General features: G+C 57.6%; 26 protein-coding genes. 19 read left to right on the top strand and 7 right to left on the bottom strand.

What is annotated here, in order from left to right; translation table 11 throughout:
* Positions 1 to 4 precede the first annotated feature (4 nt).
* Complete coding sequence (locus tag AC2TAD_RS10100; protein WP_480867479.1) at positions 5 to 1075, top strand: site-2 protease family protein; 1071 nt, start codon at positions 5 to 7, stop codon at positions 1073 to 1075.
* Here the strand turns inward: AC2TAD_RS10100 and aroB are convergent, their stop codons facing one another.
* Together aroB and AC2TAD_RS10090 are read right to left on the bottom strand one after the other, a co-directional pair.
* Positions 1076 to 2188, bottom strand: coding sequence for a 3-dehydroquinate synthase (gene aroB, locus AC2TAD_RS10095; RefSeq protein WP_480867476.1), 1113 nt, complete (start codon positions 2186 to 2188; stop codon positions 1076 to 1078).
* Positions 2189 to 2776: a shikimate kinase gene (locus tag AC2TAD_RS10090; protein WP_480867474.1), complete on the bottom strand. Its 588-nt coding sequence runs from the start codon at positions 2774 to 2776 to the stop codon at positions 2189 to 2191. It abuts the gene before it with no gap.
* A gap of 79 nt (positions 2777 to 2855) precedes the next feature.
* Here AC2TAD_RS10090 and AC2TAD_RS10085 point away from each other — a divergent pair, with 79 nt between their 5' ends.
* The 9 genes from AC2TAD_RS10085 to AC2TAD_RS10045 all read left to right on the top strand — a co-directional run bounded on the left by AC2TAD_RS10085 (position 2856) and on the right by AC2TAD_RS10045 (position 14397).
* A complete protein-coding gene (locus AC2TAD_RS10085; protein WP_170352987.1) occupies positions 2856 to 3005 on the top strand; it encodes a hypothetical protein in 150 nt (49 codons plus the stop codon).
* Positions 2995 to 4518 (top strand): hypothetical protein, encoded by a 1524-nt coding sequence (locus tag AC2TAD_RS10080; RefSeq protein ID WP_480867473.1) that lies wholly within the window; start codon positions 2995 to 2997, stop codon positions 4516 to 4518. Before AC2TAD_RS10085 ends, AC2TAD_RS10080 begins: the two co-directional genes overlap by 11 nt.
* Positions 4519 to 4520: 2 nt before the next feature.
* Entirely contained in the window at positions 4521 to 5474 is a 954-nt protein-coding gene (locus AC2TAD_RS10075; protein WP_353393442.1) for a tyrosine recombinase, read from the top strand.
* Positions 5475 to 5537: 63 nt separating this feature from the next.
* The gene (locus tag AC2TAD_RS10070; RefSeq protein WP_170352984.1) at positions 5538 to 6845 is read left to right on the top strand and encodes an HlyC/CorC family transporter; all 1308 of its coding nucleotides are present in this window, start codon (positions 5538 to 5540) and stop codon (positions 6843 to 6845) included.
* Positions 6846 to 6936: 91 nt separating this feature from the next.
* Complete coding sequence (locus AC2TAD_RS10065; RefSeq protein WP_480867471.1) at positions 6937 to 9354, top strand: GcvT family protein; 2418 nt, start codon at positions 6937 to 6939, stop codon at positions 9352 to 9354.
* Between the two features lie 31 nt (positions 9355 to 9385).
* On the top strand, positions 9386 to 9979 hold the full coding sequence (locus AC2TAD_RS10060; protein ID WP_480867469.1) for a nucleotidyltransferase family protein: 594 nt from the start codon (positions 9386 to 9388) through the stop codon (positions 9977 to 9979).
* 758 nt (positions 9980 to 10737) lie between these two features.
* Positions 10738 to 12174 carry a Do family serine endopeptidase gene (locus tag AC2TAD_RS10055; protein WP_480867467.1) on the top strand — a complete coding sequence of 479 codons (1437 nt, stop codon included), beginning with the start codon at positions 10738 to 10740 and terminating at the stop codon, positions 12172 to 12174.
* A gap of 182 nt (positions 12175 to 12356) precedes the next feature.
* Positions 12357 to 13037 (top strand): response regulator transcription factor, encoded by a 681-nt coding sequence (locus tag AC2TAD_RS10050; protein WP_480867465.1) that lies wholly within the window; start codon positions 12357 to 12359, stop codon positions 13035 to 13037.
* Positions 13030 to 14397, top strand: a complete 1368-nt coding sequence (locus tag AC2TAD_RS10045; RefSeq protein WP_480867463.1) for a sensor histidine kinase — start codon at positions 13030 to 13032, stop codon at positions 14395 to 14397. The genes AC2TAD_RS10050 and AC2TAD_RS10045 overlap by 8 nt, the downstream gene beginning before the upstream one ends.
* Here AC2TAD_RS10045 and AC2TAD_RS10040 read toward each other — a convergent pair.
* Genes AC2TAD_RS10040 through AC2TAD_RS10030 form a run of 3 tightly spaced genes read right to left on the bottom strand, consistent with a single transcriptional unit; the run spans position 14378 to position 17109 of the window.
* Positions 14378 to 14845, bottom strand: coding sequence for a CYTH domain-containing protein (locus AC2TAD_RS10040; protein ID WP_480867461.1), 468 nt, complete (start codon positions 14843 to 14845; stop codon positions 14378 to 14380). The genes AC2TAD_RS10045 and AC2TAD_RS10040 overlap by 20 nt on opposite strands.
* Positions 14842 to 15597, bottom strand: a complete 756-nt coding sequence (locus AC2TAD_RS10035; protein ID WP_480867460.1) for a ParA family protein — start codon at positions 15595 to 15597, stop codon at positions 14842 to 14844. Before AC2TAD_RS10035 ends, AC2TAD_RS10040 begins: the two co-directional genes overlap by 4 nt.
* Before the next feature lie 3 nt (positions 15598 to 15600).
* Positions 15601 to 17109 carry a CHAD domain-containing protein gene (locus AC2TAD_RS10030; RefSeq protein ID WP_480867459.1) on the bottom strand — a complete coding sequence of 503 codons (1509 nt, stop codon included), beginning with the start codon at positions 17107 to 17109 and terminating at the stop codon, positions 15601 to 15603.
* A gap of 140 nt (positions 17110 to 17249) precedes the next feature.
* Between AC2TAD_RS10030 and AC2TAD_RS10025 the strand changes: the two genes are divergently transcribed.
* A complete protein-coding gene (locus AC2TAD_RS10025) occupies positions 17250 to 17597 on the top strand; it encodes a TfoX/Sxy family protein (RefSeq protein ID WP_480867457.1) in 348 nt (115 codons plus the stop codon).
* A 53-nt stretch (positions 17598 to 17650) separates the two neighbouring features.
* Here the strand turns inward: AC2TAD_RS10025 and ndk are convergent, their stop codons facing one another.
* Together ndk and AC2TAD_RS10015 are read right to left on the bottom strand one after the other, a co-directional pair.
* The gene (ndk, locus tag AC2TAD_RS10020; protein WP_170352964.1) at positions 17651 to 18073 is read right to left on the bottom strand and encodes a nucleoside-diphosphate kinase; all 423 of its coding nucleotides are present in this window, start codon (positions 18071 to 18073) and stop codon (positions 17651 to 17653) included.
* Positions 18074 to 18175: 102 nt separating this feature from the next.
* Positions 18176 to 19378, bottom strand: coding sequence for a multidrug effflux MFS transporter (locus AC2TAD_RS10015; protein ID WP_480867581.1), 1203 nt, complete (start codon positions 19376 to 19378; stop codon positions 18176 to 18178).
* 104 nt (positions 19379 to 19482) lie between these two features.
* Between AC2TAD_RS10015 and AC2TAD_RS10010 the strand changes: the two genes are divergently transcribed.
* The 8 genes from AC2TAD_RS10010 to AC2TAD_RS09975 all read left to right on the top strand — a co-directional run bounded on the left by AC2TAD_RS10010 (position 19483) and on the right by AC2TAD_RS09975 (position 26809).
* Positions 19483 to 21333: an ABC-F family ATP-binding cassette domain-containing protein gene (locus AC2TAD_RS10010; protein WP_480867455.1), complete on the top strand. Its 1851-nt coding sequence runs from the start codon at positions 19483 to 19485 to the stop codon at positions 21331 to 21333.
* Positions 21330 to 21722 carry an ACT domain-containing protein gene (locus AC2TAD_RS10005; RefSeq protein ID WP_480867454.1) on the top strand — a complete coding sequence of 131 codons (393 nt, stop codon included), beginning with the start codon at positions 21330 to 21332 and terminating at the stop codon, positions 21720 to 21722. Before AC2TAD_RS10010 ends, AC2TAD_RS10005 begins: the two co-directional genes overlap by 4 nt.
* Positions 21719 to 22339, top strand: coding sequence for a MarC family protein (locus tag AC2TAD_RS10000; RefSeq protein ID WP_170352956.1), 621 nt, complete (start codon positions 21719 to 21721; stop codon positions 22337 to 22339). Before AC2TAD_RS10005 ends, AC2TAD_RS10000 begins: the two co-directional genes overlap by 4 nt.
* Positions 22340 to 22379: 40 nt before the next feature.
* Positions 22380 to 22961 carry a retropepsin-like aspartic protease family protein gene (locus AC2TAD_RS09995; RefSeq protein ID WP_480867452.1) on the top strand — a complete coding sequence of 194 codons (582 nt, stop codon included), beginning with the start codon at positions 22380 to 22382 and terminating at the stop codon, positions 22959 to 22961.
* A 48-nt stretch (positions 22962 to 23009) separates the two neighbouring features.
* Entirely contained in the window at positions 23010 to 23630 is a 621-nt protein-coding gene (locus tag AC2TAD_RS09990) for an ImuA family protein (protein ID WP_480496113.1), read from the top strand.
* A 65-nt stretch (positions 23631 to 23695) separates the two neighbouring features.
* Complete coding sequence (locus tag AC2TAD_RS09985; RefSeq protein WP_480496115.1) at positions 23696 to 24910, top strand: MFS transporter; 1215 nt, start codon at positions 23696 to 23698, stop codon at positions 24908 to 24910.
* Entirely contained in the window at positions 24907 to 25503 is a 597-nt protein-coding gene (locus AC2TAD_RS09980) for a YceI family protein (protein ID WP_480867451.1), read from the top strand. The genes AC2TAD_RS09985 and AC2TAD_RS09980 overlap by 4 nt, the downstream gene beginning before the upstream one ends.
* Before the next feature lie 70 nt (positions 25504 to 25573).
* Positions 25574 to 26809 (top strand): MFS transporter, encoded by a 1236-nt coding sequence (locus tag AC2TAD_RS09975; protein WP_480867449.1) that lies wholly within the window; start codon positions 25574 to 25576, stop codon positions 26807 to 26809.
* Positions 26810 to 26913 lie beyond the last annotated feature (104 nt).

Here is a 26913-nt window from a genome sequence, read left to right as displayed (position 1 = left end):
TATCATGACATGGTCCTTCTCACTCGGCCGGATATTGGGGTCGGAATTGAGGGTCCATGTCACCTTTTTCCTACTGCTCGCCTGGGTCGGTTTCGCCGCCTACTCCAACGGAGGTCTCGAGGCGGCCGTTGAAAACCTGATTTTCGTGTTGGCGTTGTTTGCCTGTGTGGTCGCTCATGAATTTGGCCACGCCCTGATGGCAAGGCGGTACGGGATCAAGACTCCGGACATCACTCTGTTACCGATCGGCGGTTTGGCGCGTCTCGAGCGGATGCCGGAAAACCCGTTGCAAGAGGTCTGGGTCGCTTTGGCAGGCCCCGCGGTGAATATCGTGATCTGGATCGTTTTGGTCTTGCTTGGTGCCAACATGCCGATTGAAACGATGGCGCAGATTGACAGCACGACGCCGGGTCTGATGAACCGTCTGGCCTATGTGAACCTGCTGCTGGCTGTGTTCAACATGATCCCCGCCTTTCCAATGGATGGCGGGCGCGTGTTCCGCGCTTTGTTGTGTCTAAAAATGGACCGGGTCAAAGCCACAAGGGTCGCTGCGTTAGCTGGTCAGGCGGTTGCGGTGGGGTTTGGCTTTCTGGGTCTCAGCACAGGAAATCCGCTGCTGGTCTTGATCGCAGTGTTCGTCTTCGTTGCCGCCAATGCAGAAAGTCAGGATGTGACCATGCGCGCAGTCGCGCGGCAGGTACAGGCGCGCGACGCCATGATTACCGAGTTCCACGCGCTATCACCAAACGACACGCTAGCGACCGCCGCCCAAGCTGTCATCCACACGACGCAACACGAGTTTCCGGTAATGTCTGACGGCGGCGAATTACTCGGCTTTGTCACACGCAACCGATTGTTTGCCGCGCTTGCTGATGAAACGCCCCGGTCCAACCCAGCAACGTCGATCATGGAGACGGACGTTCCAACAGTCCGCCTGACCGACGGGCTTGAGGCGGTGTTGGACGGGCTGCACAAAGGTGCTCCGGCCATTGCGGTCTGTACACAGACGGGCGCAATGGTCGGATATATCACGCGCGAAAACATCGGCGAGTTGATGGTGATCCGCAGCCGCTGATCAGGCTGTTGCCAGCGCGTCCTGAAGCACCGACAACACGGCGTCGCGCGGCACATCCGACGTGACGAAAGCCTGACCAATCCCGCGCGCCAGAATGAATCGCAACTGACCGTCTATGACCTTCTTGTCCTGCGCCATCAGATTGACCAATGCCTCGGCCCCCGGAAGCTCTCCGGGAATGTCGGCCAGGTCGGTCTTCATCCCCATCGCGCGCAGATGCGCCCGAACGCGGCTTGGGTCTTCTTGCGAACAGAGGCCCAGACGAGAGGACAGCTCAAAGGCCAGCGCGCAGCCGATGGCCACGCCTTCTCCATGCAACAGGCGGTCCGAATACCCAGTCGCAGCCTCAAGCGCATGACAGAAAGTGTGACCCAGATTGAGCAAGGCGCGATCGCCCTGCTCGGTCTCATCCCTTTCCACGATATCAGCTTTCATTTGCACTGAACGGGTCACAGCACGCACACGTGCTGCCATATCACCACCCGAGACCTTGGTCCCGCTTTCTTCAAGCCACTCGAAGAAATCGGCGTCACCCAGCAGCCCGTATTTGACCACCTCGCCATATCCGGACAAGAAATCCCGATCCGTCATTGTGCTCAGAACCGACGTGTCGGCCAACACCAGCGAAGGCTGATGGAACGCCCCGATAAGGTTCTTACCCTGTGGCGCGTTTATGCCGGTCTTGCCGCCGACCGAACTGTCCACCTGCGCCAGCAGCGAGGTCGGGATTTGCACGAACCGAACACCGCGCCGCAAAACGGCTGCGGCAAAGCCTGCAAGGTCGCCGATCACGCCGCCGCCAAACGCGATGACAACATCCCGGCGCTCGACCTTCTCGGCCAGCAGCCACTCGACCGCGCGTTCAAAATGAGGCCAGCTTTTGGTTGCCTCACCCGCAGGCAGGGCCAATGCCGACATCTCGATCCCCGCCGAGGCCAACCCATCGCGCAGGGCATCCAGATGCAAGGCAGCCACATTTTCATCGGTCAAAACGGCGACCTTGGGCCTGTGCAGCAGCGGAGCGATCCGTGTCCCGGATTTCGCCAGCAGATCCGGCCCTATTTCGACGTCATACGAGCGCTCGCCCAGTGCAACATGTACGGTTTGGTGCATTTAAGTCCGTTCCAAAACATCGGATCGCGTCAGCAATGCGTCCACAACCCGGTCCACCATATTATCTATCGAGGTTTCTCCGTCCGACGTAACCGTCAGATCCGCTTGCGCATAAACCGGCACGCGATCCTCATAGAGGGCGCGCAATGTCGCATAAGGGTCTGCCGTGCGCAGCAAAGGGCGCGTGTCCTTGTGCTTGACCCTGTTCCACAGCACGTTCAGATCGGCCCTGAGCCAGACCGATACGCCCCTCTCTGTGATCATCTGGCGGTTATGCCCGGCCAAGAACGCCCCCCCGCCCGTTGAAAGGATGCCTTTTTCCTCGTCCAGAAGCCGCCCGATCACCTGACTTTCCTTGTCACGAAAGAACGGCTCGCCGTCGCGTTCGAAAATCTCGGGGATGGTCATGTTGGCCGCCGATTCGATTTCGGCATCACTGTCGAGGAACGGAACCGCCAGTCGCGCCGCCAAAGCGCGGCCGACCGCGGTCTTTCCCGCCCCCATCATGCCCACCAGAACAACCGTTTTGTGCAATAGAAGGCCCGGAGCACGGACTTTCGCATCGGTATTATGCTTAATTTCGCTCATTTCAACGTGAATGACGTGATCTTAAGAAAAATGCCAGCTATAACTGGGACAAAACAGAAAAATGAGGCGATGTTGAGCGATGGGCCGTCTGATAAAATTCCTGATATATCTGATCTGCCTGTGTTTTATCGGGTTGGTGGGCTACGCGTATCTAGGTCCTTTCTTTGGCGTTGATTTTTCGGCCCCGCAGGAAGAAGTGCGCGAGCCGGTCATTCTGAATGTGGATTAAGGCCGCAGCGGCTGCGATGCTGCTGGCCAGTGCGGCACAGGCGCAGCAGGAACCTTTATCTGTGATCGACTGGCTGAGCCAGCCACCGGACAACCTGCCCGGCACTGTTCTGCTGGAACCGCCTGTATCGGATTCCGGGTTGCAACCGGGTGTGGAAGTCACTCCGCTTGAGGCGTTGTCCCAGCCCTTGGGATTGGTGTCGTCGTCGGTGACAGGCCTTCCGGTGGATGTGTGGCAAAACAGCGATCCCGCACGGTTGGCGGAACTGATCGGTCACGTGCCGGTCAAATACAACCCGGCCATGCAACGCCTGCTTTTCACTCTGTTGCTTACCGAAGCTCGTGCGCCATCCGGACCCGATGCCGAGGAGACCTTGCTGCTGGCGCGGCTGGACCGGTTGATGCAGCTTGGCGCAGCTGATCCCGCGCAGTCTCTGGTGCAACTTGCCGGTCCGACGGACACCCGCGACCGGTTCCAACGCTGGTTTGATGCCACCCTTCTGACCGGAGACGAAGATAGAAGTTGCACAGCGCTGATCGCGCAACCGCATCTGTCTCAGGACTACGAAGCCCAGATATTCTGCAAGGCCCGGCGTGGCGATTGGACCTCAGCCGCGCTGACGTTAGAGGCAGCTCATGCGTTGCAGATTCTTCCGGAAATGGACCTTGCCTTGCTGGACAGGTTCCTCAGCCCCGAGCTGTTCGAAGACGCCGAATACCTACCGCAACCCGAGCGCCCCGACCCGCTTACATTCCGACTGTATGAAGCAATTGGCGAGCGCTTGCCCTCGACTTCGCTGCCGCGCGCCTTTGCCAATGCCGATCTGCGAGATGTGGCCGGATGGAAAGCACAGATCGAAGCAGCCGAACGACTGACTCGCGTCGGTGCTTTGACGCCCAACCAGTTGCTTGGGCTATATACCGAACGCTCTCCGGCTGCATCCGGAGCGGTCTGGGACCGCGTCGCCGCCGTTCAACGTTTTGAAAGTGCGTTGGACTCCGGTAAAGTCGGCGCGATCGCGCAGTCCCTACCCACCGTGTGGGAGCAGATGCGCAGCGTGGGGCTTGAAGTTCCATTCGCCGAGCTTTTTGCGAACCGGCTGTCAAAAGTCACATTGACCGACCCAGCCGCCGAGGAATTGCGCTGGCGTATTCTGTTGCTGTCCGATCTTTACGAAACCGCTGCCCTGGCTGTTCCTGACCAAGGGGAAGAGAACCAATTCCTCGCCGCTTTGGCTCAGGGTGATCCTGGACGCGCGCGCTCTCCATCGCCTTTGGCAGACGCTGTCGCGCAGGGTTTTGCCTGGGCCGCACCCGTTCCCGCCGATATCGACCGTTTGCTAAGCGACGGACAACTGGGTGAAGCCGTCCTTGAGACGATGGAGTTGTTCGCACATGGGTCACGCGGCAACCTCGTGGACCTTTCAGCCGCCATCGCAACCCTGCGGAGGGTTGGTCTTGAAGACACGGCCCGTCGCGCTGCGCTGAACCTTTTGATCCTACAGGGCACATGACCATGGTAGCCCCGGCCTCGCACGACCTTTGGATTTCAACCTTTCTTCAGGCGCAAGCGGCCGAGCTTGGGGCGTCACCCAATACATTGCTGGCATATGGGCGCGACCTGAAAGACTTCGCCGCGTGGCTCGAGCGTCGAAAAACCACCTTTGATCAGGCGGACCGCGACAGAATCGAACGTTATCTGATCGATTGTGACGCGCAGGGATTGTCCCAATCCACCCGCGCAAGACGGCTGTCCGCGATCAAGCAGCTTTACCGTTTTGCATTCGAGGAAAGCTGGCGTGAGACCAACCCCGCCATCCAGATAAAAGGACCGGGTCGCCAAAAACGCCTGCCGAAAACTCTGGACGTGCCGGAAGTTGACCGTTTGCTGCAAGCCGCGCGTGAAACTGGTCGCACCGAAACCGACCGCATCCGCAACACTTGTTTGATGGAAGTTCTTTATGCAACCGGCATGCGCGTGACCGAGTTAGTCTCACTGCCGGTGTCTTCCGCACGAGGTGACCCACGAATGTTGTTGGTTCTGGGTAAAGGCGGGAAAGAGAGGATGGTGCCGCTGTCGCCCCCAGCCCGCGAGGCGCTGGCGCTATGGCTTAAAACGCGGGACGAGGCCGAAGACCAATTGGTGGCCGATGGCGGGCAAAGGTCGCGGTTCCTGTTTCCCTCGCGCGGCAAATCGGGTCATCTGACGAGGCACATGTTCTTTCACCTGATCAAAGAGCTTGCGGTTCAGGGCGGCGTGTCGCCAGAAAAAGTCACTCCGCACACTCTGCGTCATGCGTTTGCCACACATCTTTTGGCAAACGGGGCCGATCTGCGATCGATCCAGACGTTACTGGGTCACGCCGATGTCGCGACCACGGAAATCTACACGCATGTATTGGACGAACGCCTTGCGGAGTTGGTGTTGGAGCATCACCCGCTTGCCAAAGAGCCGCAGGACAAAGGCTAACCCCTTGATCCGCCGGGGCCGCGCCCCCATAACGAATGAAGCAACACCAACCTACAAGGACCAATGGAACCCTCACCCTCTATGATCGACGGCGCATTCTGGTTTACCACAAGCGCTATTCTGCTTTTGCTTGTCCTGTCGGGCTTTTTCTCGGGTTCTGAAACAGCATTGACTGCCTCATCGCGCGGTAAGTTGCGGGCGCAGGCCGACAAAGGGTCTCGCGGCGCACAAAAGGCGCTGGATATCACCGACGACAACGAACGTCTCATCGGCTCGGTCCTGCTTGGCAACAACCTGGTCAACATCCTGGCGGCATCTTTGGCGACTGCTTTGTTCACCAAACTGTTCGGGGAAAGTGGCGTGGCTTTGGCGACGCTGGTGATGACCCTGCTGGTGCTGATTTTTGCCGAGGTGCTGCCAAAAACCTATGCCATCACAAACGCGGAAAAAGCGGCATCTTTGGTGGCACCCATTATCAGTGTCGTTGTCACCGTATTCTCGCCTGTTGTGGCAGCAGTACGTCTGTTGGTGCGCGGCGTTTTGCGCCTCTTCGGCGTTCGGATCGATCCCGACAGCAACATTCTGGCTGTCCGGGAAGAGATCGCCGGTGCATTGCAACTGGGACACTCGGAAGGTGTGGTCGAAAAGGAAGACCGCGACCGAATTCTTGGCGCGCTCGATCTGGGTGACCGCGCAGTTGAAGAGATCATGCTGCACCGCTCGAACATCGAGATGATTGACGCAGACGACGCGCCCGAGGCGATCCTTCAACAATGTCTTAAAAGTCCTCACACCCGCCTGCCCGTCTTTCGGGACGAACCCGAGAACATCGTAGGCGTCGTCCACGCCAAGGACCTGTTTCGTGCCATGTATGCCCACGCTGGGGATCGCGAAAGCCAGCCGAACCAGTTGGAGAGCTTCGATATCTCGAAGGTGGCCAACGATCCGTATTTCGTGCCCGAAACCACCACTCTTGACGATCAGATGCGAGAATTCCTGCGGATGCACAGCCATTTTGCGCTGGTCGTGGATGAGTATGGTTCGTTGCGCGGATTGATCACGCTCGAGGATATTCTGGAAGAGATCGTTGGTGAGATCGCGGACGAGTTTGATCTGGAAGAAGATGTCCCCGTCACGCGCACAGATGATGGTCAATATCTGGTTGAAGGCGCGATGACGATCCGTGACGTGAACCGGGCAATGGAATGGTCCCTGCCGGACGAAGAGGCAAACACCGTCGCGGGTCTTGTCATTCACGAGGCGCAGATGATCCCCATCGTAGGTCAGGTCTTTTCCTTCCACGGCTTCCGTTTCGAGGTCACCGCACGCGAGGGCAATCGGATCACCGAGCTCAAAATCCGACCGTTGTAACGAACAATCCGCGACACCTGGTGTCGGGAACGGAACAGTAAACCCGCACCCGCCCTTGCAGGTTCGGGTAAATGCGGATGGAGGCGAGGACGTGAAGACGACAACGCAAGTGGCAGTTATCGGCGGCGGCGTCGTCGGCTGTTCAGTCCTTTATCACCTGACCAAGCTGGGATGGTCCGACGTTATACTATTGGAACGCTCGGAAATTACCAGCGGGTCCACGTGGCACGCGGCGGGCGGGTTTCACACGCTGAACGGCGACACCAATATGGCCGCGCTGCAGGGCTATACGATCCGCCTGTACAAAGAACTGGAAGAGATTACCGGCATGTCATGTGGCCTGCACCATGTTGGCGGGATCACTTTGGCGGACAATCAGGATCGGTTCGACATGTTGTTGGCCGAACGCGCCAAGCACCGCTTCATGGGGCTGGAAACCGAGATCGTCGGACCGGATGAAATCAGGAAAATTGCGCCAATTACCAATACGGACGGCATCATAGGCGCGCTTTATGATCCCCTGGACGGGCATCTGGACCCATCCGGCACAACTCATGCCTATGCCAAGGCTGCGCGCATGGATGGGGCCACGATTGAAACCCATTGCATGGTGCACGAAACCCTGCAACGGCGGGATGGCACTTGGAATGTGGTCACCGACAAGGGCATCATTCACGCGGAGCACGTGGTGAATGCAGGCGGCCTATGGGCGCGCGAGGTCGGGGCGATGGCGGGCGTTTATTTCCCGCTGCACCCGATGGAGCATCAGTATCTGGTCACCGACACGATCCCTCAGATAGAAGCTATTATTGATGCGGGCGGAGAGCATCCGCATGTGATGGACCCAGCCGGAGAAAGCTATTTGCGACAGGAAGGGCGCGGGCTTTGCATCGGGTTTTATGAACAACCCTGCAAGCCTTGGGCCGTGAATGGGACGCCTTGGGAGTTCGGGCATGAATTACTGCCCGACGACTATGACAAGATCACCGATAGTATCGAGTTCGCATATCGCCGCTTCCCGGTCCTAGCCGAAGCCGGGGTGAAGTCGGTAATCCACGGGCCTTTCACCTTTGCGCCGGACGGGAACCCTCTGGTCGGCCCCGTCCCAGGGTTGCGCAACTACTGGTCTGCCTGTGGTGTAATGGCGGGCTTCAGCCAGGGCGGTGGCGTGGGTCTGACGCTGGCGCAATGGATGATCGAAGGCGAGCCCGAGCGCGATGTCTTTGCCATGGACGTGGCCCGGTTCGGCGACTGGATCAGCCCGGGCTATACTCGCCCCAAGGTGATCGAGAACTATCAGAAACGCTTTAGCGTTTCCTACCCGAACGAGGAACTGCCCGCCGCGCGCCCCAATCGAACCACGCCGATGTATGACATCTTCACCGATCTGGGTGCGGTCTGGGGTCAGCAATACGGGCTGGAGGTTCCAAACTATTTCGCCCAGCATGGTGAGCCCGAATACGAAACACCTTCATTCCGCCGGTCTGACGCATTTGCGGCCACTGGACGTGAGGTGCATGCGGTGCGCAATGCAGTGGGTATCAACGAGGTCCACAACTTCGGCAAATACCGTATCACCGGCCCTGATGCGCGAACATGGCTTAATCGGATCATGGCCGGGCGTATCCCGCAGCCTGGTCGCCTGTCACTGACGCCGATGCTGTCACCCAAAGGCAAGCTGATCGGGGATTTCACCGTATCTTGCCTGGATGAGACCGATTTCCGCCTGACCGCATCTTATGGCGCGCAAGCATTTCATATGCGGTGGTTCCTGCAGCATCAGGAAGGCGATGTTCACATCGAAAACATCAGCGATCGCCTGAACGGGTTTCAGATTGCTGGCCCCAAGGCTACCGAAGTTCTAGCGGCGTGTACCCGAGACGACCTCTCGGACCTGCGTTTCATGGATGTCCGCCGAATGACCTTCGGTATGACTGACTGTATCGTGCAACGTGTAAGCTACACCGGAGATCTGGGTTACGAGATCTACTGCGATCCGATGGCGCAGCGGCAGCTTTGGTGGACGCTCTGGCAAGCCGGAGAGCCGCTCGGCATGACCCCTTTCGGTATGCGGGCCATGATGAGCCTGCGTCTGGACAAGTTCTTTGGGTCATGGATGCGAGAATACTCGCCCGACTACACCCCAGGTGAAACCGGGTTGGATCGGTTCATTTCATTCTCGAAACCTGATGACTTCATCGGACGTGCCGCCGCAGAATTAGAGCGCTCGGAAAAACCTGCGCGCAGGTTGGTTTCCTTCATCGTTGATGCTGAAGACGCCGACGTGAATGCCTATGAACCGATTTGGCTACAGGGTGAGGTTGTGGGCTTCTGCACCTCGGGTGGGTATTCCCACCATGCGCAACAATCGGTTGCTTTGGGTTTCCTTCCTGTTGAACACATCGCGGAGGGAACAGAGGTCGAGATCGAAATTCTTGGTCAAATGCGTAAGGCCCGGATGGTGTCGACGCCTTTGTTTGATGGTGACGGAACCCGAATGCGGGGATGACATCAGCCAGCCAGAACGTCATTCTAGGCACATGAAAAAAATACCAATTATCTTGCTGGCTGCCGGTCAGTCCAAGCGCATGCGTGGACAGGACAAATTGCTGCAACAAGTGGACGGCATGACCCTGATGCGCCGATCTGCGCTAACTGCAATGGATGCCGGAGAGGTGTTCGTCGCGCTGCCCCCAAGGCCACATGATCGGTATGCCGCATTGCACGGGCTGGACCTGCACAGGATCGAGGTTGTCGATGCCGCGGAAGGGATGAATGCCAGTTTACGCCGTGCATTGGCTCAAATCCCAAACGATGTCCCGGCGGTCATGGTTTTATTGGCCGATCTGCCCGAGATCACGGCGCAGGACATAACCGCAGTCTTGTCCGCCATGATCGATCACCCTGACCACCTGATTTGGCGCGGAGCCACAGCCTCGGGTAAGCCCGGTCATCCGGTGGTTTTTGACCAAAGTCTGTTTTCCGAGCTTAGCACCCTGTCCGGTGATGAAGGAGCCCAATCCGTTGTGCGTGCCCATTTGGACAAGGTTTTCTTGCGGCCCCTACCCGGCGAACATGCGTTACTGGATTTGGACACACCCGAGGATTGGGCAAGATGGCGCAATCAACGTTAAGTCAAAAGTAACACGGCCCGGTCTTTCCAGACCGGGCCGGTACCCAAAGCGGGACTACCACGTTTCACACGTTCCAAAAGCGCAGCCAAAAATGCCTGTAGCACCTTGGCTATTCCGCTGCCGAACCTAAACAAGACCCCCTCGTTAACATGCCGCTGAGCGCTTCTGGTAACAGTGACGAGCTTTTGGCACCCCCTAGTGCCATCAGCTTCCCCTCGCTTGGGCATGCCTATCGTCACCGATCCGCCCCGCGCAAACAACGCTAAAACAGGAATTTCGGTTAATTTTCGACATATCAGAATGGTTTTTCCGCAACATCTCTGAAATCGGCAATCTACCTAAAGATGTTTATTAACCCCCGATGAATGCAGGGAAATTCGAATATGATCAGATCTATATGAAAATTGATTTATGTTGTTCATGGTTGTTTGCGGTTAAGTGGTCTTTTCACCAGAACAGACCACAACCTAAAGGCGATCTTAGGGAATGTAAAAACCCCCTTGCATCATTTGTTATCGAATTTGTCTCAATTCTTCACTTTTCTCTTTCTGGCCCCTTATTAGGAAACAATTTGGAAGATTCGCTGGTTTGATTCGTCCCGTTTTGCACCTTCCATCCATTCAGATCGGCGAATAAGACATCCGATTTGTGGCAAAATTAAGATTTCTTAACCTTTGTTAAAGGAAATGATCAGACTGGTGCCGCATCTGCTGTCTTAACGCGCGACCGCATCCGCGTGATATAAACAGGAGACCAAAATGAGCATCCGAAAATCTTCTCTTCTCATGCCGCGCACAACCAGTTGGGTTGGCGTCAGCGCCCTAAGCGCCGCGCTTCTTGCGACGACCGCCCTGCCCTCCAAAGCAGACGAAGCGCTGGCGGATCTGGTCGAGAGCGTATCGCCGTCAGTCGTGACCATTGTCGCGGAACAGAAAGCGCGCCAGATCCCGACCCAGGGACAGAACTTTGATTTTGAAGGACATCCGTTCGGTGAATTTTTCAAACGTTTCGGCGCGCCTGAAGGCTTCGATGCTCCGCAACGCGGTCCGGCACAGGGTCTGGGATCGGGATTTGTACTTGATGAGGCAGGCTACATTATCACCAACCACCATGTCGTCGACAATGCCGAGTCTGTGACCGTCCGCCTAAGCGACGACCGCACGTTCGAAGCAGAAGTCATCGGGACCGACCCTTTGACGGATATCGCCGTGCTCAAAATCGACGCGGGTGAGGACCTGCAAGCCGTCGAACTGGGCGACAGCGATATTATCCGTGTGGGCGAAGATGTTGTCGCCATCGGAAACCCGTTTGGGCTCAACTCGACCGTGACTACGGGGATCGTTTCGGCCAAGGGTCGCAACATCTCGCAGGGGCCATACGCCGAATTCATCCAGACGGATGCCGCGATCAACAAGGGTAACTCGGGTGGACCTTTGTTCAACATGGATGGAGAGGTCATTGGGGTGAACTCGGCCATTTACTCGCCAACCGGCGGATCGGTGGGCTTGGGCTTTGCAGTAACGTCCAACATCGTGGACCACATCGCCTCTGATCTGCGCGATGACGGTCAGGTTAGCCGCGGCTGGTTGGGTGTCTCGATCCAGAATGTCAGCCCCGAAATCGCCGCCGCGATGGGTATCGATGCTTCAACCGGCGCGCTGGTGTCTGACGTGGTTGATGGCAGCCCGTCAGAGGGTATCCTCAAGCAAGGCGACGTTATTCTGACGTTCAACGACGAACCCGTCGAATCCAGCAGCGACCTGCCAATTCTTGTTGGAACAACCAAGGTTGGTACCGACAGCACTCTGACCGTTCTGCGTGACGGCAAGGAACAGCAGCTTAAGCTGACCGTCGGCCAGTATCAAAGCGCCTCGGCCAACATCGACACGTCTGTAGACGATGCGATCGAAGGCACCGCTCTGGGTGTGACGGTTGCCCCACTGACCGATGCCAACCGCACCGAGATGGGATTACGCGAAAACGTCAGCGGTGTTGTGGTCACCGCGCTTGAAGCCGGTAGTCCAGCCGCCAAAGCCGGACTGCAACGTGGCGACGTGATCGTAAAACTGGGCAGTCAGAACACAACCACACCGGATGCGTTGAAGGCTGCACTGGACAGCGAAAAAACCGGCCCTGCGTTGATTCTTATCAACCGAGCAGGCAACCAGATCTTTGTTGCGGTGGAAATCGCCTGATCTGACACCCGCGCGCGCCACGTGATGGGGAATATCTGGCGTGCGCCTCCCCGGCGGGTTGATTTGTCCGCTCTCCGCCGGGACTGCCGGGTGCGCAACGACGCACCCGGCACGTTTTTCTCCAAACACAGTGCGTGACCCGACATTCTGTGGTTAAATTCAAAGTGAAAGGAGTTCGCATCATGAGCCGTCGCCTGTTGATCGTCGAAGATGACGCAGACACCCGCGAGTTCATCGCCAAAGGCTTTTGCGAGGAGGGCTATGTGGTCGAACAGGCCGCAGATGGCCGCGAGGGCCTGTACCATGCCACCGATGGCGGGTTCGATGCCATCGTGCTGGACAGAATGCTGCCGGGGCTGGACGGATTATCTCTGATCCGTTCCCTTCGGGCTGCCGGAATGAAAACCCCGGTGTTGATGCTCACCGCAATGAGCGCCGTGGATGAGCGGGTCAAAGGGCTGCGGTCGGGCGCAGATGACTATCTGGTAAAACCTTTTTCTTTCCAAGAGTTACACGCCCGCATTGAAGCACTTTTAAGGCGACCACAGGAATCTGAGGAAAGCGCGACACTGACCTGTCGCGATCTCGAAATGGATCTGCTGACCCGCAAAGTAACGCGCGAAGGACACGAGATCACGCTGACACCGCGCGAATTTCAGATCCTCGAATACTTCCTGCGACGCAAGAACAGGGTGGTGTCCCGCACCATGTTGCTAGAAGGTGTGTGGGATTATCATTTCGACCCGAACACCAATGTTGTGGACGTCCATATCTCAAAACTGCGGAGGCAGTTGGATGAGGACGGTCGGACACCATTGATTGAAACCGTCCGCGGTGCGGGTTACATGATATCTGATGGATAACATACGGCTTTCGTTCAACAATTCCAGGACGCGCCTTGTCTTGGCCAGTATGGCCCTGAGCACATTGCTGACAGCGACGGTGCTTGCGCTGGTCTATGTAACAGCAAATCGCAGCATCGAGGGCGAAACGCGGTCGGTTGTGTCTGCAGAATTGACTGGCTTGGCGGATGAGTACGAACGTCGGGGATTGATCGGATTATTAACAGCCATTGAACGCCGCCTGCCCTCGGCCTCAGAACGAGATGCGCTTTACCTGCTAACTGACCGATTTGGCGCGAAACTTGCTGGTAACCTGAAACAGTGGCCAGTCGATATCACCGCGGGCAGCGGTTGGGTCGAACTTGAGCTCCACCGGGCGGACAATGACCAGTTGGTACCGATTTCGGCGGCTTCGATCCGCCTTCCTGGTGGAGAACGGCTCTTGGTCGGTCGAGACGCGTTGGCGCGGCAACAATTTGACCGGGTTTTGTTACGTTCGGTTGGAATAGCGCTGGGAATTGCCCTGGCGCTGAGTGTTTTGACCGGATGGTTGTTTACCAGGTTGGTCTTTTCGCGCCTGTCCGACATTGCCAGCACCGCGGAAAACATAGTCTCTGGGGATTTGTCCCGCAGAATGCCAATGCGCGGGACCGGAGACGAGTTTGATCAGGTGGCTGGAACACTGAACACGATGCTGGACCGCATCGAGGAATTGATTAGCAATCTGCGCACGACTTCGAATTCCATTGCTCATGACCTCCGCTCCCCTCTGTCGCGTCTCAAACAAAGGGTCGAGGCGTTGTCGGACCCCGCTAAAACGGATCACGAAAGAGAAATCGATGTCGCCCGTGCATCCGTTGAAATCGACCATGTTTTGCGTGTGCTGGGTCAATTGACCGAGATTTCACGCGCCGAAGCCGGTGTCGGGCGTGAACAGTTCGAAACCGTCGATCTGCAGCAGCTTGTCGGAGATGTTGTGGAACTCTATGAACCGGTCGCCGCTGATCAGGGGTCAAATCTTGAAGTTGTGGGGTCGGTCGCTCCGATACAGGGTCACCGTCCACTGTTGTCTCAGGCGCTGTCCAACTTGCTCGAGAACGCCCTGCGATATGCTCCTGAACACACAGCGATAACTGTAACAGTCAGCGAAGATGGCCCTAACGCCATCCTTAGCGTTCGTGACCACGGCCCCGGAGTTCCACCAGAAGATCTGCCGCGCTTGCAGGTGCCATTTGTCACGCTGGATCCTGCCCGTACCGAGCGTAACGCAGGGCTTGGATTGGCCCTTGTCGCCGCGATTTCACATATGCATGGCGGTGCCTTCACTGCGCGTAATTGCAACCCCGGCCTTGAGGCGACAATCAAACTGGCACGCCAATAATCGCCATTATTTTGTTCTTGTAGCGTTTATCTTCCGTGACATCCGCGCCAAACCAGTCCGGAGGCACATAGGCTAGCGCCTCGGGTTCAGAAGGGAATTCCACCTCGACCAGGCGCAACGGGGCGAGATCGCCGAAGAAGATATCCAACTCGAACACCCGACCATCTTCCATGCGGCCCGTGTACCGCTCTTTTTCGACCCGACGTCCGTCAGTTTCAGGCCAGAAGGTCTCAAATTGCTCTGCCGATATCTCTGCCTCACGTTCGATCCGTACCAATGACCCAACGCCCTTTAACGTCAGGTAGTAGCGGTCGCCTTTTTGCCGCAGGCGCAGCTCGGTGGAATCATCAGGTGCAGTCAAATAACCCTGACGCACCACTGCCCTTTCAGCCCTACTCAGATCGGGCAGTTCTGCTACCAGGAATTTACGTTCAATCTCGGCGCTCATCTTTTTGAAACCAATACATCTTCCAGTTCATCGAACAATGCCTGATAAGCTGCACAGGCTTGACTACGCGGAGCGTAGATACTGATCGGTGCGCGGTTCTGGCCCATGCGTTCAATATCTGCGGCAAACGGAATTACGGTCTGCAAAAACCTTTTACGGTACTGTTTGCACATGCTTTCCATCGTTTCTTGGTGCAAGGACTTGCGTTGCTGAACCATCGAAAAGAAAGCCTTTATCTTCTTTCTGGGCAACTTCTTTTGCTCAAAGAAGCCAACCAACTGATCGAAAGTTCGTTCAGACAAAGTAGTGGGTATAACGGGCACGACGATCTGATCCGCTGCCTTGAAAATGTTCTCGGACAGGGTCGAAAAGTTCGGTGGGCAATCCAGTATGATTACGTCGTAGTCGCTCCCTGCACCAACCAAGGCCTTTTTCAACCGCGAGCGCTTGTTGCGCATACGCGACAGAAACACGTCGAAGTCCCTAAATGTCATGTTGGCAGGCAGAACATCAAGCCCGTCGAAGTCGCTGGCACGGATGGATTTTGTAAACCTCTCAACGTCTTCGAAGAACGTGGCCTCAGTCAGCTTTTTGGACGGTTTGACGCGCAGATAAAAGCTGGATGCCCCCTGCGGATCAAGATCACACAAAAGAACAGTGTTCCCGTCCTTGGCAAAAGCGTAAGCTAGGTTAACTGACGTCGCGGTCTTACCAACCCCGCCCTTGTTGCTGTAACAGGCAATGATTTTCACGCCCTAATCCTCCTTTTGGTTAAACAGGCTGCGAAACGTGTTTCTGACTTGTGGGCTATCGAAGTTCTGGAAGTTAGCAATCACACGCGCGCGCTCGACTTTTTGCCTTTGATCCAAGACCGCAACAAGGCCTCCGACTGCCATTGCCAATTGCGCATCCGCTCGGTGCTGGGTGTTTGTCCGCTGCTGGATAAAGTCAATTAACGCCTCTTGCTGAACCGCGGCGTCATTGAAAAACCCAAGGTTATCTTGCAATTTTTTCAGAGGCTTGAGGATTCTTTTGAAAGCACTTTGGTCAAAGAGTGGGCCAAAAAACTCCATCAGGTAGCGTAACTTTTTGCAGTCAATCCTAAGATCATGAACCAAAGCGTCTGGTGTTTCCCGAGTGATCATGCGTGCGCGTTTACAGACTTTGCGATAACGCTTCCAAATCAACGCACAGGCGTAATCGTAAGCGCCGAGCTGCGCGTTGGGGCCGGGCTCGAAGTTGGATGCATCTGAAAACAGCTTCAAAGTCGCGCTGACGTGTTTATTGTATTTCGCCGATCGCAAACGCCTACACAACGCGGCCTGTACCTGCTTTCTCTCGTCTTCGAGCATTTTAAACATGATACCCGCACCCTCATGAAGACTTGGCGGTAACAATTTGAAATAATTATTTTTCTCTAGCAGATAGACATCCAGATCCCGCACCCGTCCGGTTGGCGCCATAAGATCAGAGAACGTTCGTTTCAACTTGATGGTTTGCCGCTCGGAAAACACGCCTTTAAACAGGCTGAGAACTGACCGCACGCGCCGCAGGGATACGCGGTAGTCGTGAAGAAACTCGGTGTCGATGTCCGCAAGCAACCCCGCCTCATTCTGCCGCGCGACGGTCAGGAAGGTATGGATCAGGTCAGTCGCCACCTCGGCCGAAGGCTCGGTCTTTCCCAGTCTTATTTCTGGCTTTGCCCGGTAAGGAACAGCGTCTGGAAAGAGGGTAACGCACAGAGTTTCCAGTCCAACATTCACGTCCAAATCTATGTTATTACGAAATAATTGAAATGTTCGATCATAGCCTTTCATGCGCCCAAATGTCAGAATACAGGCTTGGCCGCGCTCCGACGTCAACGTTGTCAACACCCCCCGTACCTGCGTTTTTTGCAGGTCGTCTAAGACAGATAAATCTTGGGTCGACATCACACCTGATCCGATGCGCATAAACGCTCGCAGTTTCGGAAAATCACCCAGTGCATCGCGAACGGGGCCAGCAGTAAGATCGCTTAGAAAACAGCCTTCTGCCCGACCTTTCTGCGCCAAGACCATACCGTCGCCGACCAATTTCAGTTCATCGGATATCTGGAAAAGTACGCGACCCGACGCCCGGATTGACTGGTCGTGACAATCCAAGACATGAAAAGTCTGGTGCGAAAGCCCTTTTTCGACCGATAAAACATACCCTTTTAGGCGTGACGAAATACGCCGCGCGTCGAAGCCGCCTGCCAAAATGAAAACAGCGTCAGTATCCGTCATCGCAAACAACCCCTGCCCGATGAGACAAGACACTGTCAGGAGATGGCGATTCCGCCCCGAAATCAACCCTTTCTCACGACTGCACTGGGCTTGACGAACTTGCCGATGACAGAGCGGGCGCATCGGGCTAAGACGAGACTATGTCTGATCCTGTTTCCTCGATCCGAAACCTTGGCCCTGCATTCGAACAGGCCTGTGCCCGCGCCGGCATCCATTCGGCACAGCAGTTGCGCGATCTGGGTGCGGATGCAGCTTATACCCGCCTGCTGCGCAGTGGTTCGCGCCCACATTTCATCGGCTACTACGTGCTGGTGATGGGGCTGCAGGGGCGTCCATGGAACGATTGCAAAGGCGAGGAGAAGAAGGCGCTGCGCAAACGGTTCGATGCGATCAAGGCCGGGGTCAGTACCGCGCCTGAGATGCAGATCATCGCTGATCTGGATGCGATCGGCGTGCGGATATCGGCTGCGGACCTCAAACCCGAATGAAAAAGGCCGCCCCCGGTGACGGGAGCGGCCCTGAATTCTACTGTGGCTAAAGTTTAGCCGACCAGTTCAATGCCCGAGAAGAAATAGGCGATTTCTACCGCTGCGGTCTCAGGTGCGTCGGAACCGTGGACCGAGTTTTCGCCAACGGATTCAGCAAACTCGGCACGGATGGTGCCGGCCGCTGCGTCTGCAGGGTTGGTTGCGCCCATGACTTCGCGGTTCTTGGCAATGGCGCCTTCACCTTCCAGAACCTGAACAACGACCGGAGCCGACGACATGAACTCGCACAGCTCGTCATAGAACGGACGCTCGGCATGAACTTCGTAGAACTTGCCAGCTTGCTCTTTGGTCATGTGGATGCGCTTTTGCGCAACGATGCGCAGGCCCGCGTCTTCAAACTTGGCGTTGATCTTGCCAGTCAGGTTGCGGCGGGTTGCATCGGGTTTGATGATCGAGAATGTGCGTTCCAGTGCCATATCGGCCTCTCCTTACAATGTGGCGCGTGGTATGCGCCGAAATCCATCGCGCGCCGCCTAGCACGGTATGTGGCCCAAGAAAAGTGTTATATGGCGTGGCGCTCAGATCGTGTCCGGCAATGGGTCCAACTGGTCGACCCGGCGAACATAGAGGATGGACAGAAGCCCGGCGAAACTGCTGAGGCACATCATGCCGAGAACGAGATAAGGACCATTCTCGGCAGTAACCAAGGCCCCAGTGGCCATGGTCAGCACGGCTCCCAACGCCACGGTCATCGCGCCCGACAATCCCGCCGCGCTGCCCGCCAGTTGCGGACGCACCGACATCAGCCCGGCAGTCGCATTGGCCACCGTCAACCCGTTGCCGAACCCAACCAGAATAGCCGAGCCGAAAAAGGTCCAGACGCTGCCGCCTTCGGCCGCGAAAACCACGAACCCCATCAAGGGCCCGACCGAGGCTATCACCCGCCCCGTCAAAATCATGGAGTTCAACCGGATCCGCGCCGCTAGACGCCCGGTCAGGTAGCTGCCCGCCATGAACCCCAGCGTAATGATCCCGATCCCCAGCCCGAGAAGCGCGGGGTTCAGGTCGAACCACGTCGCCGCAACTAAGGGCGCGCCGGTGATGAAGGCGTAGAACCCGCCAATCGAAAACGCGGCGCAGAAGGAATAGCCCCAGAACCGGCGTGAGTTGAAGAGCTGCGGATAAAGCCTCATCTGCGCGGCGAAAGTGGCCGTTGTGTTTGTGTTGGTCTCGCCCAGATCGACCCAGATCAACGCCAAGAGGCTCGTGCCCAGAAGAACATACAAAACAAACCCCGCGCGCCAGCCAAACAGCATCTCGAGCAGACCGCCCAGCATCGGCCCCAGCATCGGGGCGAGCGCCATGGCCATCGAGACATAGCCTAGTTTGGCGGCAGCCTCATTCGGTGGGTGCATGTCGCGGATCGCAGCGCGGGCCAGCACCTGCCCCGCGATCACCGCGCCCTGCAGCATTCGGAACCCAAGAAACGCCCAGATCGAATTTGCCAACGCACAGCCGATTGAGGCCACCACGAAGATAACCATGCAGACCAGCAAAACCGGCCTGCGCCCGAAGCGGTCGGACAAAGGTCCCATGATCAACTGCAGCACCGCCGACAGCGCCAGATAACCCGCGACCGACAGGTTCACCAACGCATAGTCCGCCTCCAGCGATACGCCTATGGCGGGCAGAGACGGCAGGAACATGTTCAGCGACAGCACTGACAACCCGGTCAGCAGGACCAGTGTGATCATCGACGGTGGTGTCTGCGCGGGCTTCATCGAGGGTTCCAGTTCATTCAAACATGTCAGCGCTATCACACTGATCGCATGATGAACATGCCAAGCCGCTGGCGGCGGCATCACGGCTCTGCTAAGAGCGGCCCATGCTACGGATCGAAGACATCAATTACGCCGTCGAAGGCCGCCCTTTGTTCGATGCGGCCAGTGCCACCATTCCCGATGGGCACAAGGTTGGGCTTGTGGGCCGCAATGGCACCGGCAAGACCACCCTGTTCCGCCTGATCCGGGGGGAATTGGCGCTGGAATCGGGCAATATCCTGCTGCCCAAACGCGCGCGGATCGGCGGTGTGGCGCAAGAGGTACCCTCCTCCGATGTCTCGCTGATCAATACCGTTCTGGCCGCCGATACCGAACGCAGTTCCCTGATGGCCGAGGCCGACAGCGCCACCGACCCTGCCCGCATCGCTGACATTCAGACCCGGCTGGCCGATATCGACGCTTGGTCGGCCGAAGCGCGCGCGGCCTCGATCCTGAAAGGTCTGGGGTTTGACGACGAGGATCAGCTGAAACCCTGCTCGGATTTCTCGGGCGGGTGGCGGATGCGTGTCGCGCTGGCGGCAGTACTGTTTTCGCAGCCCGATCTGCTGCTGCTGGACGAACCGACCAACTATCTGGACCTTGAAGGCGCGCTGTGGCTGGAAAGCTATCTGGCCAAATACCCGCATACAGTCATCATCATCAGCCACGACCGAGGGCTGTTGAACCGCGCGGTGGGGTCGATCCTGCATCTGGAAGATCGCAAGCTGACCTACTACGCCGTGCCTTACGACAAATTCGCCGAACGCCGCGCCGAACGCATTGCTCAGGCGGAATCGGAAAATGCCAAGGCCAAGGCCCGCATCGCTCATCTGCAGAGCTTCGTGGACCGGTTCCGCGCCAAGGCCACCAAGGCCGTGCAGGCCCAGTCGCGCCTGAAGATGATCGAGCGCATTCAGCTGGTCTCGACCCCGCAAGAGGCCGCCCTGCGCGCGTTTTCCTTCCCCGAGCCCGAGGAACTGTTGCCCCCGATCATTCACCTTGAGGGCGGTATCACAGGCTATGGCGACACCGAAGTGCTGCGCCGTCTGAACCTGCGCATTGATCAGGATGATCGCATCGCCCTACTGGGTAAGAACGGTCAGGGCAAATCGACCTTGTCCAAACTGCTGTCCGACCGCCTGCCCCTGATGGCAGGCAAGATGACCCGCAGTTCCAAGCTGCGCATCGGCTATTTCGCGCAGCATCAGGTGGATGAGCTGTATGTGGACGAAACTCCTCTGGACCACCTGCGCCGCCTGCGCCCGGATGAGGCACCGGGCAAGTGGCGATCCCGTCTGGCCGGGTTTGGCCTGAATGCCGACCAGGCGGATACAGAGGTCGGGCGTCTGTCGGGCGGCCAGAAAGCACGCCTGTCGCTGCTGCTGGCCACGATCGACGCGCCGCATATGCTGATTCTGGACGAACCCACCAACCATCTGGATATCGAAAGCCGCGAAGCGCTGGTCGAAGCGTTGACCGCCTATTCCGGCGCGGTGGTTCTGGTCAGCCACGACATGCACCTGCTGTCGCTGGTTGCGGATCGGCTGTGGCTTGTATCGGACGGGTCGGTAAAACCGTTCGAGGGCGATTTGGAGGCCTATCGTGCCCTGCTGCTGGCCCGCGACAAGCCGGTCAAGGAAAAGCCTGCCGCCGCGAAACCAAAACGCCCCTCGCGGGATGCGATGCTGGCCCTTCGCGCCGATCTGCGCAAATGCGAAGACCGGATTGAGAAGCTGACGGATATGCATGAAAAGCTGTCTGCAAAACTTGCCGATCCGGCCTTGTATGAAGACGATCGGATCAACGATCTGGAAACCTGGAATCGCAAATTCGCTGAGGTGGTTGAAGCGATGCAAAAAGCCGAAGCCCTTTGGGTGTCCGCCGCAGAACGTCTGGAGGAAGCCGAAGCGTCATGACTTCCCCAGTCACCGAAACTAAAGATATGATTGCCGGTATGCGCCCCGCGCTTCAGCCCGGTGAATATGCCTTTGTTGTCTGGCCGCCCGACGCAGAATGGCCAAGGGGCACACGGGCCAGCTGTATCGAGGCCGAGGGCCTTTCGCTGATCGTTCCCTTCGAGGCAGCGCAGAACGGCGCTGTACCTATGCGCTGCATTACCCTGCAGGTGCATTCCTCGCTTGAAGGTGTCGGCCTAACCGCTGCCGTCTCAAGTGCGCTTGCGCAAGCTGACATTCCGGCAAACATGGTTGCGGGGTATCACCATGACCATGTTTATGTTCCCAGCGATCAGGCCGATAAGGCCGTGGCAATCCTGACAGAACTTCAGGGCAGTGCCACAGAATGATCGACCTAGCCTTTTTCGTCACCGCATTCACCACCCTGTTCGTGGTGATCGACCCCTTTGGCACCACGCCCATCTTCGTGGCGCTGACACAGGATATGGATGCCGCAACCCGCCGCAAAACCGCGATCCGTAGCTGCCTGACCGCCGTTTGCATCCTGATCGCCTTTGCGGCCTTTGGCGAGGCGGTGCTGGGCTTTGTTGGCATCTCGATGGAGGCGTTCCGCGTCGCTGGTGGCGCATTGCTGTTCCTGACCGCGCTGGACATGCTGTTTGACCGCCGTACCAAACGGCGCGAGGACCGGGCCGAGGAAGAGGAACACCCCGACCCGTCCGTGTTCCCGTTGGCCATTCCGTTGATCGCGGGGCCAGGCTCGATTGCCACGATCATTCTGCTGGCCGGGCAGCACCCCGGCGTTTTGGGTATCGTCGAGGCTTGCATCGTCATGCTGGCCGTCATGGCCGTTGTTTTCATTTTTTTCCTGTCGGGTGGCGTGATTGCGCGCATTCTGGGCAAAACCGGTTTGAACGTGCTGACCCGTTTGTTGGGAATGCTGCTGGCGGCTCTGTCTGTTCAGTTCATATTGGATGGTCTCAAAGCCTTTGGTTTTGCGTCCTGACCCCCATATATCTTTCAATAGAATTGGATAGGATGATGGTATGGAAGGCGACAGCTTTGCACGTTTGGCATATTTGAGCCTGCTTGGCGCGGCTGTTGTGGCGTGGTTTTTTTCGCAAAACCGGCAATCCCTGAACAAAACCTTGCAACAGGCGATGGCCTGGGTGTTCATTTTCATTGGCGTTATCGCCGTGGTCGGCCTATGGGAAGATATCCGCTCAACTGTTGGTCCGTCTCCTCAGATGACCGTAACCGGCGAGGTGATCGAGGTCCCCCGTGCGTATGATGGTCACTACTATCTGCCGGTCGAGGTTAACGGCCAGTCGATCACCTTTCTTGTTGATACAGGAGCCAGCCAGATTGTGCTGGCCCAGCGCGACGCCGAACGTCTGGGCATTGATACTGATCAGTTGAACTATATCGGCCGCGCCGCAACGGCGAATGGCGAGGTCCGGACGGCACCGGTGCGTCTGGATACGCTGACGCTGGGCCCGGTTACAGATCGCAATGTCTCGGCCTGGGTAAATGAAGGAGAGCTGTTCCAGTCGCTGCTGGGCATGGACTATCTGCATCTTTTCTCGAACATCCAGTTTGCGGATGGGCGCATGATCCTGTCTCGCTGACTTCAATCCACCATTGAGAACAAAATAAGAACATGCTAACATGAATGCATGTCTGCACATCTTCTTGATCGTAAAGCCAAACGCACAGCAGCGGGCCTTGCACTGCATCCTCAGATCACCTTACAACTGGGCCGCGTGCACGAAGCCTGTGGCCCTGCTCGACGCAGTTTCGCCACCTGGCTGGCCGGTCAGACGCAAGGTCCCGTGCTGTGGATTTCCCCCGCGTGGGAGCCGGGCCAGTTGAACCCTGACGGCATGATGCCCTTTGTCGATCCCGGCCGCTTCATCTTTGTCCACCCAACCCGCGCCGAGGATATTTTATGGTGTCTGGAAGAGGCCCTGCGCAGCGGGGCGATCCCGCTGATCATCGGTGACCTGCCTGGTGCGCCCAGCCTGACGCCCGTGCGCCGAATGCATCTGGCCGCCGAACAGGGGGGCACGCTGGGGCGGGCTCCGCTGGGGCTGTTGCTGACACCGGGTGATGGCGGCGCGCAGGGGGTTGAGACGCGTTGGCACATGGCCGCTGATCATGCCCAAGAAGCGCGCCGCTGGACCCTAACCCGCCGCCGTGCCCGCGCCCTGCCCCCGATCACGTGGCACGCTACGCAGACCAAACCGCGCGCCGGATTGAACCTGCAAAGAACGGCAACCGACGAGGTATTGTCGTGACACCACAGCGTGATCACGAAAGAAGTGACTAGCCAACCCCCACCCCGCGCCCTAGCGTTCCGGGAATGAGCCACGCAATCCACGACAGCCGCTATTCTTGGCTACGCCTTACAATCACACTTGCCATCGCGATGGTGGCGAATGTGGGCATGTGGGCGGTCATCGTGGTCATGCCCGCGATCGAGACACAGTTCGACGCGGGGCGGGCCGAAGCCTCGTTGCCTTACGTTCTGACCATGATCGGCTTTGCGCTGGGGAACATGTGGCTGGGGCAACTGGTCGATCGGCTGGGTGTGACCAAAGCGTTGATCGGAGCGGCCGTGCTCAGCACCGTCAGCTATGTGCTGGCAACCCTAGCGCCGAACATGGTCATGCTGTCGCTAGCACATCTGTTGGTGGGACTAGGCACCTCGATCGGGTTTGGTCCGCTGATCGCTGATATCTCGCACTGGTTCATGAAGCGGCGCGGCATTGCCGTGGCACTGGTGGCCAGCGGCAACTACCTGTCGGGCGCGATCTGGCCCACCCTTCTGTCCGATATTCTGGCGCGCGACGGCTGGCAGCAGGTCTATCTGACGCTGGCTCTAATAACTCCGGTGATCGTCATCCCCCTGTCCCTGTTGCTGCGCCGTCAGGTTCCGGCCGAGGCGCATCAGACCGCAGCCGCGAGCGCCAGCATCAAGGCAAGCAGCGTCGGGATCTCGCCGCGCGCGTTGCAATACATTCTGGGTCTGGCCGGGATCGGGTGTTGCGTTGCGATGTCGATGCCGCAGGTCCATATCGTCTCGTATTGCGTCGGGCTGGGCTATGGGCCCGCCGTCGGGGCCGAGATGCTGTCACTGATGTTGCTAGGCGGCGTGGTCAGCCGCGTGATTTCCGGGATGGTGGCCGACAAGCTGGGCGGGCTGATGACCCTGCTGATCGGGTCAATACTGCAATGCATCGCTCTGTTTCTGTTCCTGCCTTATGACGGGATGGTTTCGCTTTACATCATCAGCCTCATGTTCGGGTTAGCACAGGGTGGGATCGTACCCAGCTATGCGCTGGTTGTGCGCGAATACATGCCTCCGCAAGAGGCCGGAGCCCGCGTGGGCTTTGTCATGATGATGACCATCATGGGGATGGCTCTGGGCGGCTGGATGTCGGGCTGGATTTACGACGTAACCGGAAATTATCAATTGGCCTTTATCAACGGCATTCTCTGGAACGGGCTGAACATCGCAATCCTGCTGATGTTGCTGAAGCGCTCGCGCCCCCGCAGGCAGGAGGTCATGGCATGACCCAAGTAACACGACGCGCCGTACTGGCAGGTTTGGCTGTACTGACCCTTGCGGGTTCAGCACTGGCTGCGCCGCGCACGTACCAATTGGTGCCGGATGGAACATCGGTCGATTTCACCTTTGACCTTTCCGGCATCTCACAATCCGGCACCATGCCCATCGAATCCGCCGACATTCGGATCGACCTGAACGACCTGCTGAACAGCCGTGTGGACGTGATCCTGAACGTCGCCAAAGCGCGGACCAAGCTGCCATTCGCCCGCAAACCCATGCTGAGCGAGAGCGTCCTGGATGCCGAAGGGTTTCCGACCATCCATTTTGTGTCAACAAGCGTACAACTTGGTGAAAGCGGCCGCATCTCTCAGGGCGCCAAGATCAGCGGGGATTTGACCGTTCGTGGCGTCACCCGCCCAATCGAGTTGAAAGCTGATTTATTCCGACCTCCGGGCAGTGCCGCTGACAATCTGGACGATCTGTCCATCCGCCTGACCGGAGAGTTGAACCGGCACGATTTCGGAGCGTCAGGCTATGCTGATCTGGTACAGGACACCGTAGGCTTGGACATCCGGGCGGAAATCCAACGCTCACAATAGCAAAAAAACGACGCGTCAAGGTCGATAAGCTGCGCGCATCTCGCTGCGGATGTCCCAAGGTGGTATCGTTATGCGCACGATGATTTCTTTTGCCGCCCTGTTTCTTTCGGTTATTTTGCTGCAGTTATCGACCGGCGGCGTGGGGCCGCTTGACGCCATCTCGGGACTGACGCTGGACTTTTCAACCGAGCAGATTGGTATGCTCGGATCGTCGCATTTCATTGGCTTTTTTGTGGGTTGCTGGTGGGCGCCTCGTCTGATGGGCAGCGTGGGGCATTCCCGCGCCTTTGCTGTCTGTACGGCATTGGGCGCGATGGGGTTGCTGGGGCATACTCTGACAGAAAACCCGAACGTCTGGGCCGTGCTACGGATCGCGTCAGGCACCTGTGTCGCTGGGTGCTATACAGTGATCGAGGCCTGGCTGAACGCCAAGGTCACCAACGAGTCGCGTGGCCGTGTCATGGGCAGTTACCGCATCGCCGATCTGGGCGCGTCGCTCTGTGCCCAGTTGATCATCGCTGTGCTGCCGCCCGCATCTTATGTCTCATACAACTTGCTGGCCATTTTATGCTGTGCCTCGCTGTTGCCGCTGACCTTGACCAAGGCGAGCCAACCTAAAACGCCCGACGCCCCTCGCCTGCGTCCTAAACTGGCATGGCGCAGTTCACCATTGGCTGTGGCGGGCGTGATCGTCGCGGCGCTCAGTTCGGCATCCTTCCGCATGGTCGGGCCGGTCTATGGGCAAGAGGTCGGACTTGGCGTCGACCAGATTGCTTTCTTTCTGGCGTCCTTCGTTCTGGGCGGGGCATTGGCGCAATACCCGGTAGGTTGGTTGGCAGACAAGTATGACCGTCGCTGGGTGTTGATCTGGCTGTCTGCCGCAGCGGTCCTGAGTTGCGGCATCACGATGGCAGCCGGTGGGGCAGGAACAATAGGCGTGATGCTGGCTGCGGGGATCTTTGGATTGACGACTTTCCCGATCTTTTCCGTCTCGTCTGCGCACGCAAACGACTTTGCCACAACCGAAGAACGGGTCGAGCTTTCTGCCGCATTGATGTTCTGGTTTGCGCTGGGTGCGATTGCGTCACCCTATGTATCGTCTAACCTGATTCAGCAGTTCGGCCCCGGCGCGTTGTTTGCTTTTGTTGCTTTGGGTCATGTATTCCTGATCGCGTTTGGCCTAGCACGAATGCGGTCGCGTCCGACACCGGATGAGCGAACAAACTATGTCTACGCTCCGCGAACATCCTTCACGATTGGGCGGCTGTTGAAACGGTCACGTGAGGCCGACAAAAACAGCCCCTGAACCGGTCGAATTGAGTTAACAAATAACAACACACGCAAAAGCCGGGCTTTTGCTGCCCGGTTACATAAGGTAGACGGGCGCGCAGACAGTTACGTGGACACGCA

It is taken from the genome of Ruegeria sp. HKCCD7628 (genome assembly GCF_057221005.1).
Note: the sequence above shows the minus strand (reverse complement) of the source record. Positions and strands in the feature narration are given on the sequence as shown.